The organism is Stenotrophomonas lactitubi, from assembly GCF_002803515.1.
Classification (GTDB): Bacteria; Pseudomonadota; Gammaproteobacteria; order Xanthomonadales; family Xanthomonadaceae; genus Stenotrophomonas; species Stenotrophomonas lactitubi.
Genome location: NZ_PHQX01000003.1, coordinates 1 through 13864, shown reverse-complemented (window position 1 = coordinate 13864; position 13864 = coordinate 1). Strand labels below are relative to the sequence as shown.

Genomic DNA, 13864 nt, shown 5'->3' with positions numbered 1-13864 from the left:
CTGCCGCGGGAAACGTCTTGATGGTAGCCCTGCCCTCTCGCCGGTAGCAAGGGTGCATTCACACTTTTTCCGATGCTGCAACACAGCATGACCCCAACAGCACGAATGACGAATTCGGCACAAAACTACCCGACTTTGCTGAACACGCTGAATCCACCACCGCTAGGGGCTATCAGCATTCATGAAGGTGGCTGCGCGGGCCTTCCTGAAGTCGAAAAAATGATTAAAATCGCCAAGTTTTCCACTGGCCGGACCGGCATGAACGCACCTTCCTCTCCCATTGCCGCCAGCGACGCTCCGCGTCCCTCGGCGCTGCTGTCGCCGGAACTGCCGGCGTCCCCCAACCCGTTCCGCCAGGCCATCACCGATGCCTGGCTGAAGGACGAGGCCAGCCATGTGCGCGAACTGCTGGAGCAGGCACGCCTGCCGGCCGACGAGCAGGCCAAGGTGCAGGCGCTGGCCGCCGACCTGGTCGCCCGCGTGCGTGTGCGCGCCAAGGACCAGGGTGCGATCGAAGCCTTCATGCGCCAGTACGACCTGGGCAGCGAGGAAGGCGTGCTGCTGATGTGCGTGGCCGAAGCGCTGCTGCGCATTCCAGACCAGGAGACCGCCGACAAGCTGATCCGCGACAAGCTGGCCGATGCCGACTGGGAAAAGCACCTGGGCGGCAGCGACTCGGTGTTGGTCAACGCCTCCACCTGGGGCCTGATGCTGACCGGCAAGCTGGTGCAGATGAACGACGCCACCCGCGCCGATGCGCCCAGCGCGTTCAAGCGTCTGGTCGGCCGCGTCGGCGAGCCGGTGGTCCGCCTGGCCGTGCGCCAGGCGATGAAGATCATGGGCCACCAGTTCGTCATGGGCCGCACCATCAGCGAAGCGCTGGCACGCTCGCACAAGGGCGACAGCGCCAGCTACCGCTACTCGTTCGACATGCTCGGCGAAGGCGCGCTGACCATGAAGGATGCCCTGCGCTACCTGGAAGACTACCGTCGTGCGATCCACGCCATCGGTGGTGACCACAAGGCGCGTGGTGGCCGTGCCGATGGCGACGTCAACAACGCACCGGGCATCTCCATCAAGCTGTCGGCGCTGTACCCGCGCTACGAGCATGCCAAGCGCGCGCGCGTGTTGAAGGACCTGGTGCCGGGCGTGCTGGAACTGGCGCAGCTGGCCAAGAGCTACGGCATCGGCTGCACCGTCGACGCCGAAGAGTCCGATCGCCTGGAACTGTCGCTGGACATCATCGAGCAGGTGTTCGGCGATGCCTCGCTGGCCGGCTGGGATGGCTTCGGCGTGGTCGTGCAGGCCTACCAGAAGCGCACCCCGTACACGATCGACCATCTGGCCGACATGGCGCGCCGCGCCGGTCGTCGCCTGCAGGTACGCCTGGTCAAGGGGGCCTACTGGGACGCCGAGATCAAGCGCGCGCAGATCGAAGGCTATGCCGGCTACCCGGTGTTCACCCGCAAGCAGAACACCGACGTTTCCTACCTCGCGTGTGCCAAGCGCCTGTTTACCCATGCCGACGCGATCTACCCGATGTTCGCCACGCACAACGCGCACACCATCGCCGCGGTGCGCAGCATCGCCAACGGCGGCGTGTACGAGCACCAGAAGCTGCACGGCATGGGCGACGACCTGTACGCCGAAGTGGTGCCGGCCGACCGCCTCGGCCTGCCGTGCCGCGTGTATGCGCCGGTGGGCTCGCATGAAGACCTGCTGCCGTACCTGGTGCGCCGCCTGCTGGAAAACGGCGCCAACTCGAGCTTCGTCAACCGCATCACCGACGAGCGCGTGCCGATCGCCGACCTGGTCCGTGATCCGGTCGAGATGGTGTCCTCGTTCGAATCGATTCCGCATCCCAAGATCCCGCTGCCGGTTGACCTGCTGCGCAGCCAGAACCACGACAGGAAGAACTCCATGGGCGCCAACCTCGCCAACGACAACGAACTGCGCGCCCTGGCCGAGCAGCTCAACGCTGCAGTGAAGCCCTGGCAGGCCGCACCGCTGGTGCCGGGCGCGAACCCGACCGGCGCATCGCTGCCGGTGACCAACCCGGCCGACACCCGTGAAGTGGTCGGCCAGTGGCAGGCCGCCGATGCCGCCACCGTGCAGAAGGCGCTGGCCAACGCCGTGGCCGCGCAGCCGAGCTGGAACCGCACCCCGGCCGCCAGCCGCGCCGCCATCCTCGAGCACGCCGCCGACCAGCTGGAAGCGCGCATGCCCGAGTTCATGGCGCTGTGCGTGAAGGAAGCCGGCAAGAGCCTGCCCGACGGCATCGCCGAAGTGCGCGAAGCGGTGGACTTCCTGCGCTACTACGCCAAGCAGGCGCGCGAGCAGTTCAGCCACGCCGAGAAGCTGCCCAGCCCGACCGGTGAATCCAACGAACTGCAGCTGCACGGCCGCGGCGTGTTCGTCTGCATCAGCCCGTGGAACTTCCCGCTGGCCATCTTCCTGGGCCAGGTGGCTGCGGCACTGGCCGCCGGCAACAGCGTGATCGCCAAGCCGGCCGAGCAGACCAACCTGATCGGCTACTACGCGGTGAAGCTGCTGCACGATGCCGGCGTGCCGGCCGAGGTGGTGCAGTTCCTGCCGGGCGACGGTGCCACCGTCGGTGCCGCGCTGACCGCCGACCCGCGCGTGGCTGGCGTGGCCTTCACCGGCTCCACCGACACCGCCCGTGCGATCAACCGCGCGATGGCTGCACGCGATGCGGCCATCGGTGTGCTGATCGCCGAGACCGGCGGCCAGAACGCCTTCATCGCCGACTCCTCGGCGCTGCCGGAACAGCTGGTCAAGGACGCAATCGGTTCGGCCTTCACCTCCGCCGGCCAGCGCTGCTCGGCCGCACGCGTGCTGTTCGTGCAGGACGACATCGCCGACAAGGTGATGACCATGCTCGCCGGCGCAATGAAGGAACTGAAGGTCGGCAACCCCGGCCTGCTGTCCACCGACGTCGGCCCGGTGATCGATGCCGACGCACTGCAGATCCTGCAGGACCACGCCGTGCGCATGGATCGCGAGGCGCGCCTGATCGCGGCTGCCGAACTGTCCGCCGAAACGGCCAACGGCACCTTCTTCGCGCCGCGCGCGTATGAGCTGAAGGACCTGGGCCAGCTGCAGAAGGAGATCTTCGGGCCGGTGCTGCACGTGATCCGCTGGAAGGGCGACCAGCTCGATGCCGTGATCGATCAGATCAACGCCACCGGCTACGGCCTCACCCTGGGCGTGCATTCGCGCATCGACGAAACCGTCGACCGCATCAGCAATGGCGTCCACGTCGGCAACGTCTACGTCAACCGCAACCAGATCGGTGCGGTGGTCGGCGTGCAGCCGTTCGGCGGCCAGGGCCTGTCCGGCACCGGCCCGAAGGCTGGCGGCCCGCACTACCTGCTGCGCTTCGCCACCGAGAAGACGGTGACGGTGAACACCACCGCCGCCGGCGGCAACGCCTCGCTGCTGACCCTGGGCGACTGATCCCAGGCGTCATGCAGTAAACGAAAAACCCCGCGAAAGCGGGGTTTTTTTGTGCATTGCCGGTAGCGCCGGGCCATGCCCGGCGACGATCACGCCGCCACGCTGAACCGGTTGTCCGCACGCTCTGCCAGCTCCACCTGCACCCGCGCAATCCGCGTTTCCAGATCGCCTTCCAGCAGCACATGGGCCATCCCACGCGCCTGCAACTGCTGCAGATACCACGCGTGCTGCTGCATGCGGAATTCCTGCCCCGCCCGTGTCCCATCCTGCTCGAACGGGATATCCGGCGCACACAGGAACAGCAGGTCGTACGCACGCGCTGCGGCCCGCTGCAGCGGTTCGGGCGCTGTGCCGAACATCCAGCCACTGTAGCCCAGCGTCACCAATGGCGTGGTATCGCAGAACAACCAACGATGCGCGTGCTGCGCGACCTGGTCCTCGTGCTGCGGCTGGGTCACTGCGATGCGCAGCAGATCCGGCGCCTGCAGCTCGCCGCCCTGCTGCTCCCACAACGTACGTCCGAACTCCGGTACCCATGCCGTGCCCAGGCGTTCGGCCAGCACCCGCGCCAGCGTGCTCTTGCCAGTGGACTCACCGCCGATGAACGCCACCCGCTGCACATACCCCGCATACACCTCTGCTGCGAGGCCATGGCGATGCGCATGCGGATCGGCGCGCAACTGCGTACCGCAGGCCTGCCCGACATCCAGGGTGCGCTCCAGCCGCTCATGGCGTACCGGCGCGCCGAAGTGCGCAGCCAGCGCCTGCGCGAAGCCGTCGCCATAGTCCTCGCCGGTAAACACCGCCTGCACCGGTCCACCGAACAGCGTCATGCACAGCCAAGCGGTAAACGCGCGCTGCACCTGCTCGTCGTCCGTGTCCTGCGGCAGCTGGCGTATCGGTACCCCCTGCTGCTCGCACATCGCCGCCAGACGCGCATCATCGAGTACCGCGATGGTGGCCTGCGGAAAGCGCTCGCGCAGCCAGCGTTCGCGGCGCTCTGCGCTGTAGCCGGCAAAGCCCGGTTGCGACCAGCCGATCACCAGCAGTTGCGTGCAGCGGGTAAAGGCGAATTCGATCAGGTGCTCGTGGCCGAGGTGCAGTGGGCAGAACTTGCCGACCACCAGGCCCCGCGCAGCGTGCTCAGGCAACAACATCGGCCGCCCTGGCGTCATCCCGCATCAGGTGCCGCCAGTGACGCAGCGCCACCAGTGCGTTGATCCAGAAGCCGATGTACAGGATCGAGGTCAGGTGCAATCCACGGCTGTAGTACAGCGGCACCGCGATGGTGTTGACCAGCAGCCATACCCACCATGATTCCAGCTTGCGCCGCATCATCAGGATCTGCGCGATCACGCTCAGCACCAGCACCGCCGAATCGATGTACGGCGCATAGGCATTGGTCAGGCGGGTCAGCATCCAGCCGTAACCGAAGGTTGCCAGCACCGCCAACGGCAGCAGCCAGCTCCACGCGCGTGCAGGCAAGCGGGTGATCGGCAACGGCGCGCCATGGTCGCCACGCAGCCATTGCCACCAGCCGAACACGCTGATGACCACGAAGAAGAACTGCAGCACCATGTCCGCGTACAGGTGCGAGCGCTCGAACACGGCGGCGAACAGCGCACATCCAACGATGCCCAGCCACCACGTATGCACGTTGTTGCGACCGGCCAGCAGGATCGAACCGGCAACGGCGATGTTGGCGGCCAGCTCCAGCTGGAAGTTCGGGTCGGACAGGTTCATCGCGCCATTGTCGCGTAGATCCACGCCATGCGTCGTCGGCCCAGTAGATCCACGCCATCGTCGTCTGACCAGTAGATCCACGCCATGCGTGGATGCAGATCCCCGGCAAAAAAGAAGCCCCGCTTGCGCGGGGCCTCCTTCGTACTGCTTCAGGCGATTGCCCGAATCAGAACTTGTACTGCATCGAAGCAGCCAGCACGTCGCCGGTGACCTTGTACTTGCCGGTAACGGTGTTGGCCGTTGCCGAGGTCGAGTTGACGTTCGGATCCTTGGTGAACAGGTGGGTGTAGCCCACGCTGTATTCCATCTTCTCCGACGGCGCCCAGGTCAGGCCCAGCGACAGCCACTTGCGGGTGGTATCCGGCACGCGGACGTCACGGTGGGCGTCGGTGGTTGGGGTCTGGTCGTACGCCAGACCGCCACGCAGGGTCAGCTGCTCGTTCAGACGGTACTCGGTACCGATCGAAGCGAAGGTGGTGTCGCGGTAGTGGAATGGCAGCACGCTGTCCGGCTGGTTGGAGTCATAGTCGACGCGCACTTCGTCGAACTTGCTCCATGCGGTGCGCGACACGTCGGCCATGATCTTCCACTGGTCGTTCACGCGGTGCGTGAAGCTGACGGTGGCGCTGGCCGGCAGGGTGATGGTCGCCCGGCCGTTGCTGTCGATGAAGGTACCCGGTGCGGCGCTGGCCAGGAAGGCGGCGGCGTTCTGCGGGATGGTGAAGTCGGCCTTGCCGTCGGTGATCTTGTGTTCGACTTCCGAGCGGTAGCTGAAGGCGATGTTGGTGCCTTCCACCGGGCTGACGGTCATGCCCAGGGTGTAGCCGATGGAGACTTCGTCACCCTTGATGCGCAGGTAGCCATCAGCGGTACCCGGCGAGAAGCCGAGCTGTGCAGCCTGGCGTGCAGCCGCCTGTGCGGCAGCCTGGGCCTGGGCTGGGGTGCGGCCGGCCGCCAGTGCAGCGGCGGCGGCGCGCTGCTGGGCGCTGGCGTTGATGGCGGTACCGGTATCGACGGCGCTGGTCAGGTCGACATTCAGGCGCTCGGCGAACACCGACGCACCGAACGACAGGTACGGGTTGACGTCATACGAGAAGGCCGCACCCAGGTCGATGGCCTGCAGTTCGGTCTTGACGCCGTTGTAGCGGCCGACCCAGTCACGGTCGTATTCGGTCTTGAAGCCGAACGGCACGGTCAGCGACACGCCGAAGTGCATGTTGTCCTTCTCGCCGAACGGCACGTGGAAGTACGCGGCCGGAACCGGAGCGATCATGCCGGCGTCGCCGCCGTTGCCGCCGGAAATCGGAGCGCCGTTGGCGTAGCGGCCTTCGCCGCGGAACTTGGCGCCGAAGCTGATGGCGCTGACGTCACCCTGGATCTGGGTGCCTTCCAGCAGACGCATCGAAGCCGGGTTGGTGGCGACCACCGAGGCATCGCCCTCGGCGGAGGTCGAGCCGGCGAACGCGCGGCCCAGGCCCTTGGCGCTGTTTTCCTTCAGCTGGAAAGCGGCGGCGTTGGCGTCGGCGGCGGCCAGCGCACCGGCAACGCCGACGGCCAGCAGGGTCAGGCGGGCAATGGTGGAAGCAGTTTGCATCGTAGTTCTCTCTCCGGTAAGCGGTGATGGTGCTCTGAGTGCGCCTGCGCCCGTCAGGCCGGATGGCCCTTCGAAGCGCGCCGGATTCCCCTCCCGACATACGACGCCGTATGCGAGTATTACCCAGAGCCGTTAATGAAACAATAACAGCGGCGGCGCTTTTTTCGCCGCAAAAGCTGAACAGGACTTTCCCCGCCAAAAGCGCCCTCGCGCTAGGCTTACGCCATGTTCGTCTCCCTCCCCTCGCGCAAGAAGGCGACCCTGCGCTGGGCTACACCCGTGCTGTTTGCGGCACTGTGGCTGGCATTCCTGTGGTCGATCTCGCGCCCGGACGACGCCCGCGGAAGCCTGTGGCTGGACTGGGGCGCCCTGTCCACCGGCCTGACCCACCCGCTGGACTGGTGGGCGACCCTGCAGGACGGCAGCGTGCTGCGCCTGTTCACTGCCCTGTTCCTGCACGCCGACTGGTCGCACCTGCTGGGCAACCTGGTGTTCCTGCTGATCTTCGGCCTGCCGGCCGAGCGGGTGCTGGGTCCGTGGCGGTTGCTGCTGCTGTTCCTGGTGGGCGGGGCGATCTCGAACCTGGTTGCCATCTACACCATGGGCAGCCCGGACCAGATCATCATCGGCGCCAGTGGCGCGGTGTCGGCATTGATCGGCGCCTATCTGGCGCTGTTCCCCGGCGCGCGCCTGGGCGTGGTGATTCCGCTGGGGCTGTTCCTGGAATTCGTGCGCGCCCCGGCCTATCTGCTGATCGGCGTGTGGGCCGCGCTGCAGGTGGTGTTCGCCTACATCGGCCCGACCTTCGGCATGGTCGCCTGGTGGGCGCACATCGGCGGCTTCGTGTTCGGCGTGGTGTACGGCATGTACGTGCGCGCGGCGATCGCACGGCGCCTGCGCAAGCGGCACGGGTTCTAGCGTCCGCTAGCCGCGTTCTGCGAAACGCCCGAGACGTGCTCGGGCGGCGTTCGGACATCAGTCGAGCATGGCTCGAATCTACAGAATCAAGGCTTGGCCGGGATCTCTGCGGGCTTTGCTTCAGGCTTTGCCTCAGGCTTTGCCTCAGGCTTTGCTTCAGGTTTTGCTTCAGCCTTGGGCTCCGCCTTCGGCGCCGGCTTGGCGGCGGCCTTCGCTGCCTTGTCCGCTTCAGCCTTCGCGGCTTCTGCCTTCAAGCGTGCCGCCACCGAACCCGGGTTCTTCAGTTCGGCCAGCGCATCGTTGATCGGACCATCGCCCGGCAGCACGGCGCCTGCGTGGTAGCCCTCGGTGCCTTCCTCGTCACCGCGCAGGTGGCCCGGCAGAGTCGCTTCACTGTAATCACTCAGGCTGGCCGGCAGCGCCTCATCTTCCGGACGCGGGGCGGCCTTCAGTTCCACTTCCGGCACGATGCCGGTGGCCTGGATCGATTTGCCGCTGGGCGTGTAGTAGCGAGCCGTGGTCAGCTTCACCGAATCGCCGTTGTCCAGCGGCAGCACGGTCTGCACCGAGCCCTTGCCGAAGGTGCGGCTGCCGATCACGCGCGCGCGCTTGTTGTCGCGCAACGCACCGGCCAGCACTTCCGATGCACTGGCCGAACCGGCATCCACCAGCACCACCACCGGCGCACCCTTCAGCAGGTCGCCCGGAGTGGCGTCGAAGCGTGCATCACTGATGCTGATGCGGCCACGGGTGCTGACGATGTTGCCCTTGTCGAGCAGGTCATCGGCTACCTGTACGGCAGCGGTCAGCAGACCACCCGGATTGCTGCGCAGATCCAGCACCAGACCCTTGAGGTTGCCGCCGGACTGCTTCTGCAGCTGCTGCAGGTGCTTCTGGAAATCAGAGCCGGTATCGGCCTGGAACGTGCTCAGGCGGATGTAGCCGTAGCCCGGCTCCAGCAGGCGGCTGCGCACGCTGGTCACGCGGATCGTCTGCCGGGTCAGGCTGACGTCGAACGGCTTGGGCTTGCCGTCGCGGACGATGGTCAGCACCACCTTGCTGCCGGCCGGACCACGCAGCGGTTCGCTGGCATCGATCGCACTGATCGGCTTGCCATCGATGGCGATGATCAGGTCGCCGGCGAGGATGCCGGCCTTGGCCGCCGGGGTGTCGTCGATCGGCGAGATCACCTTCATGCTGGCGTTGTCCGGCTGCTGCTGCAGCTCGACGCCGATGCCTTCGTAAGCACCGTTGGCCTGCTCGTCGAACGCCTCTGCATCTTCCTTGTTGAAGTAGGTGCTGTGCGGATCGAGGTCGAGCAGCAGCCCGCGCACGGCCGACTGCATCAGCTTGTTGTCATCGACCGGATCGACATAGGCTGCGCGCACCGCGTTGTAGACGGCCACGAAGCGGCGGATATCGTCCAGCGGCACCTTCGAGGTCACCGCCTCCTCGCTGCTCGCCGCCTTCCCGGGAGTTTCCTTCAACGGGATGGGGGCGGTCTGCTGGGCCCAGGACAGGGCCGGCAACAGAGCCAGCAAGAGGGTGGCGGTACGGGCTGCGCGCATGGATCACTCCTGTCGACGATGGCATCGTGCCCAAGGCACATGCACCGATTATGCGCGAAGCGTGGCTAAATTCCCGTTGAATCCGGCCTCGTGCGGCCAGCCGGAATTCAGCGCCGCTGCAGCCAGCTGTCCGGATTGACCGGTTGCCCACCACGGCGCAGCTCGAAGTACAGCGCCGTCACGCCCTGGCCACCGGAGTTGCCGACCTTGGCCACCGCGTCGCCACGGCTGACCCGCGCGCCGGCATCCTTCAGCAGGGTGTCGTTGTGGGCGTACAGGCTCATGTAGCCATTGCCATGGTCGACGATCAGGATCATGCCGTAGCCGGTCATCCAATCGGAGAACACCACGGTGCCATCGGCCACAGCGGTGACGGTGCTTCCGGCAGGTGCGCCGATCAACACGCCGCTGCTGGTGCGGCCGTCCGGCAGCTTGCCGCCATAGCGGGCCAGCAGATTGCCCGACAGTGGCCAACCCAGGCCACCGACCTTCGGCGCTGGCGCCGAGGCAACCGCCGGGGGAACCTTGGTCGGTGGCGGCGGCGGGCGGCCAGCTGCGGCCGCCTGTCGGGCCGCGCGCTCGGCGGCGGCTTTCTCGGCGGCAGCCTTGCGGGCGGCGGCACGGCGCTCGGCTTCGGCACGGGCCGCGGCAGCGCGCAGGTTGGCCAACAGGGTTTCCAGCGCCTTGGCGTCCTGGCCCAGTGCCTGTTCCTTCTCGCGCTTGTCCTTGAAGCGTTCTTCCAGCGAAGCCACGGTCTGCGCGCGTTCGCGACGGTCCGACGCGAGCGTGGCGACCTGCTGCTTCTGCTCCCGCTGGGTACCCTGCAGGTGCTGCTGGCGTTGGGCGATCTGCGTCTGCAGTGTCTCCAGCTCCTTCAGATCGGCCGTCAGCGTGGTGATGCGCTGCGCACGCTCGCGCTGCAGGTAGCGGTGATAGGCCAGCGCACGGTTGGCATCGGCCACCGTGTCCTGCGAAAGCAGCAGCTTCAGCGGGGCGTGGTTGCCAAGCTGGTAGGCGGCGCGCAACAGGCCGGCCAGTTCGCGATTCTGTTTTTCCAGGTTGGACTGCAATGCATTGCGCCGCTGCTCGGCCTGGGCCAGCGCCTGGGCCTGCTCACGCAGTGCCGCCTCGGTCTGGGCCAACGTGCGGCCACTGCGCGCGACTTTTTCATCGGCCTCGCGCAACTGCTGCGACGCCTGTCCGCGCTGGCCCTCGATCTGCCGGCGCTCCTGCGCCACGCCCTTCAACTCGCTGCGCAGCTTCTGCAGCTTGCGCTCGGCCTCGCGGGTGGAAGCGGTCTGCGCAGCGCCCGGCAATGGCAGCGCCAGGGCAAGCGCCATTCCCAGCAACAGGCAACGTCCACCGCGCAGGGTGGCGATGTGATGCCGGCGTGAGGGGAAGGCGTTGTTGCGCAAGGGCTTTCCAGTGACTTCAGGCAGATGCGGAGACGTGCGGGGAATGGTGACATCTCCGCACGCGGCCTGCCAGCCGCACAACAACGAGGTTCCCATGAAAGCTCTCTCCATTCCGCTGCTGTTGGGCATTGCGCTGGCCACTGGCCCGGCCTGGGCCCAGGCGGATGTCAGCAAGGTCAACGGCAGCATCAGCGCGGATCCGGGCCAGCGCTACGGCAAGCTGGACACCGTCAATGGTGGCATCCGTGTCGGCGAAGGCGTGGAAACCGGCAGCATCGACACCGTCAACGGCGGCGTCAAGGTCGCCGATCGTGCCCGCACCGGCAGCATCGAGACCGTCAACGGCGGCATCCGCATGGGCCGCGAAGTGACGGCCCATGGCGATGTCAGCACGGTCAATGGCAGCATCTTCAGCGACCAGGGCAGCCAGATCGAGGGCGGCGTGGAAACCGTCAACGGTGGCATCGGCCTGGTCGGCAGCCGCGTGCGCAAGGACGTGGAGACCGTCAACGGCGACATCACCATCGGCATCGGCTCGCAGGTCGGCGGCGGTGTGCATGTGCGCAAGCCGAACTTCAGTGTCTCGCTGACGGCCAGTCGCAAGCCGCGGGTCATCATCGGCCCCAATGCGGTGGTCAGCGGCAGCCTGCTGTTCGAGCGCGAAGTGGTGCTGTATGTCCACCGCAGTGCACGCATCGGCGCGGTCACCGGCGCCGATCCGATCCCCTTCGATACCGATACCGCCCCGGCCGACTGAGCCTGCAGCTTGGGCGATACTCCAGATACCGGTCGCGCCTGCTGCGCGGCCGTCCCTTGTGTTTCCAGGAACCGATGATGCCCCGCAAACTCCTCCTGTGCCTGGCCGCTGCGGCCGCGCTCAGCGCCTGCAAAGGCGAAGACACCCCCGCGCCGGCGCCCAGCGCCGACAGCACCGCCAAGCCGGCCCCGCACACGTTCTCAGCCGCGATCAACGCCGCCGACTTTGCCGAGATGGTGAAGACCCTCGCCTCTGACGAGTTCGAAGGTCGCTCGCCGGGCAGCAAGGGTGAAGAACTGACGGTCAACTACATCCGCGACCAGATGCAGCGCATCGGCCTGCAGCCCGGAAACGGCGACAGCTGGTTCCAGGACGTGCCGATGACCGAGACCACGGCTGATGAATCGACCGTGCTCACGCTCAACCAGGGCGGCAAAACCACCGAACTGAAGTTCGGCACCGACATGGTGGTGGGCACCCGTACCGGCCAGACAGAAGTGAAGGTCGATGCCAGTGACCTCGTCTTCGTCGGCTACGGCGTGGATGCACCGGAGCAGAAGTGGAACGATTACGCCGGCCAGGACTGGAAGGGCAAGACGGTGGTGATGTTCGTCAACGACCCGGGCTTCCATGTCGATGACGAAAAGCTGTTCGACGGCAAGCGCATGACCTACTACGGCCGCTGGACCTACAAGTTCGAGGAAGCCGCGCGCAAGGGTGCCGCCGCCGCACTGATCGTGCATGACACCGCGGGCGCTTCCTACGGCTGGGACGTGGTGAAGAACTCATGGGCGGGCCCGCAGTACGACCTGCCGGCCAAGGACGACGCCGAACCGCGCCTGCCGGTGCAGGGCTGGTTGAGCGCCGACGCGGCCAAGGCGTTGTTTGCCGGCGCCGGACTGGATCTGGACCAGGCCTACAAGGATGCCAGCAAGCGTGGCTTCAAGCCGGTGCCGCTGAAGGCGACCGCGTCGGTGGACCTGAAGAGCAAGGTTGCGCAGAAGCAGTCGCGCAACGTGGTGGGCGTGCTGCCGGGCAGCAAGCGCGCCGATGAGGCCGTACTGTACATGGCGCACTGGGACCACCTCGGCAAGCACGAGGGCGAGCAGGGCGACAACATCTACAACGGTGCCGTCGACAACGCCACTGGCGTGGCCGGCATCCTTGAGGTGGCCGAAGCCATGACCCATCAGGAACCGAAGCCGGAGCGTTCGGTGGTGTTCCTGGCGGTGACTCTGGAAGAGTCCGGTCTGCTGGGTTCGAAGTACTACGTCGCCCACCCGACCTTCCCGCTGGACAAGATCGCCGGTGTCATCAACATCGATGCGATGTCGGTGGCCGGTCGTGCCAAGGACGTGACGGTGACCGGCTTCGGCAGTTCGGAGCTGGAAGACATCCTCAAGCCGCTGGCTGCAGCCCAGGATCGCACCCTGCACGGCGAGACCTCGGTGCAGAGTGGCTTCTATTTCCGTTCGGATCACTTCAACTTCGCCAAGGCGGGTGTGCCGGCGCTGTATGCCGACGGCGGCGAGGACCTGCGCGACGGTGGCGTCGAGGCGGGCCGCAAGGCGGCCGCCGATTACGGTTCCAACCGCTACCACGGCCCGAAGGACGAGTATGACGCGGCGACCTGGAAGCTGGATGGCACGGTCGAGGACCTGCAGCTGATGTACGGCGTCGGCAAGGAACTGGCCGGCGGCGATCGTTGGCCGAACTGGTACGAAGGCAATCCGTTCAAGGCCGCCCGCGACACGATGATGAAGGGCAAGGCACCGGCCGCTGCGGCGAAGTAAGTCCGCCTGCCGTTGAGCTGTACAAAAAGCGGCGCCCCTTGGGCGCCGCTTTTTCATGCGCGGCTGCCGGCCATCTGCGTGATGCTGGGCACCGGTAGTGCCGGCCGCTGGCCGGCAACCCCATGAACTTGACGCAGCTGCACGTGGTTGCCGGTCAGCGGCCGGCACTACCGTGGTTTACGACGGGCAAAGAAAAACCCCGCTGCGTGAGCAGCGGGGTTTTGGATGTAAACCCTGGCGATGACCTACTCTCGCATGGCTTAGGCCACACTACCATCGGCGCAGCTACGTTTCACTTCCGAGTTCGGGATGGGATCGGGTGGTTCCATAGCGCTAATTTCACCAGGGAGACGGTTGCAGCAGCGCTTGCAGCGCCAGCTCGCGTACTTGCCCTTGGGGCGGAAGGAACTCAAAAAAGCAGAGCCTTCACTTAATAGAGAAAAACCCCGCTGCATGAGCAGCGGGGTTTTTAGGTATAAACCCTGGCGATGACCTACTCTCGCATGGCTTAGGCCACACTACCATCGGCGCAGCTACGTTTCACTTCCGAGTTCGGGATGGGATCGGGTGGTTCCATAGCGCTAATTTCACCAGGGAGG

General features: G+C 66.3%; 9 protein-coding genes and 2 rRNA genes. 4 read left to right on the top strand and 7 right to left on the bottom strand.

The annotated features are described in order from the left end of the window. Positions 1–258: 258 nt before the first annotated feature. On the top strand, positions 259–3477 hold the full coding sequence (gene putA, locus CR156_RS21585) for a bifunctional proline dehydrogenase/L-glutamate gamma-semialdehyde dehydrogenase PutA (protein ID WP_100554534.1): 3219 nt from the start codon (positions 259–261) through the stop codon (positions 3475–3477). 89 nt (positions 3478–3566) lie between these two features. Here the strand turns inward: putA and CR156_RS21580 are convergent, their stop codons facing one another. The 3 genes from CR156_RS21580 to CR156_RS21570 form a co-directional block, all read right to left on the bottom strand. Further along, positions 3567–4634 carry an AAA family ATPase gene (locus tag CR156_RS21580; protein WP_100554533.1) on the bottom strand — a complete coding sequence of 356 codons (1068 nt, stop codon included), beginning with the start codon at positions 4632–4634 and terminating at the stop codon, positions 3567–3569. Next, positions 4621–5220 carry a nicotinamide riboside transporter PnuC gene (gene pnuC, locus CR156_RS21575; RefSeq protein WP_100554532.1) on the bottom strand — a complete coding sequence of 200 codons (600 nt, stop codon included), beginning with the start codon at positions 5218–5220 and terminating at the stop codon, positions 4621–4623. The genes CR156_RS21580 and pnuC overlap by 14 nt, the downstream gene beginning before the upstream one ends. 166 nt (positions 5221–5386) lie before the next feature. Next, positions 5387–6814 carry an outer membrane protein transport protein gene (locus CR156_RS21570; protein WP_089238203.1) on the bottom strand — a complete coding sequence of 476 codons (1428 nt, stop codon included), beginning with the start codon at positions 6812–6814 and terminating at the stop codon, positions 5387–5389. A 225-nt stretch (positions 6815–7039) separates the two neighbouring features. On the opposite strand from CR156_RS21570, the gene CR156_RS21565 reads away from it, so the two are divergent. Beyond that, positions 7040–7732 carry a rhomboid family intramembrane serine protease gene (locus CR156_RS21565; RefSeq protein WP_025878304.1) on the top strand — a complete coding sequence of 231 codons (693 nt, stop codon included), beginning with the start codon at positions 7040–7042 and terminating at the stop codon, positions 7730–7732. An 86-nt stretch (positions 7733–7818) separates the two neighbouring features. Here CR156_RS21565 and CR156_RS21560 read toward each other — a convergent pair whose 3' ends face one another. Next, entirely contained in the window at positions 7819–9300 is a 1482-nt protein-coding gene (locus tag CR156_RS21560; protein WP_100554531.1) for a S41 family peptidase, read from the bottom strand. 107 nt (positions 9301–9407) lie between these two features. After that, complete coding sequence (locus tag CR156_RS21555) at positions 9408–10640, bottom strand: murein hydrolase activator EnvC family protein (RefSeq protein ID WP_223880324.1); 1233 nt, start codon at positions 10638–10640, stop codon at positions 9408–9410. A 169-nt stretch (positions 10641–10809) separates the two neighbouring features. On the opposite strand from CR156_RS21555, the gene CR156_RS21550 reads away from it, so the two are divergent. Together CR156_RS21550 and CR156_RS21545 are read left to right on the top strand one after the other, a co-directional pair. Then, entirely contained in the window at positions 10810–11472 is a 663-nt protein-coding gene (locus CR156_RS21550) for a DUF4097 family beta strand repeat-containing protein (RefSeq protein WP_100554529.1), read from the top strand. Positions 11473–11549: 77 nt separating this feature from the next. Further along, positions 11550–13265, top strand: a complete 1716-nt coding sequence (locus CR156_RS21545) for a M28 family metallopeptidase (protein ID WP_100554528.1) — start codon at positions 11550–11552, stop codon at positions 13263–13265. 232 nt (positions 13266–13497) lie between these two features. On the opposite strand, the gene rrf (CR156_RS21540) is transcribed toward CR156_RS21545, so the two are convergent. Continuing rightward, positions 13498–13612: ribosomal RNA gene (gene rrf, locus CR156_RS21540) — 5S ribosomal RNA — on the bottom strand. 133 nt (positions 13613–13745) lie between these two features. Then, positions 13746–13860, bottom strand: a 5S ribosomal RNA gene (rrf, locus tag CR156_RS21535). Between the last annotated feature and the right edge of the window lie 4 nt (positions 13861–13864).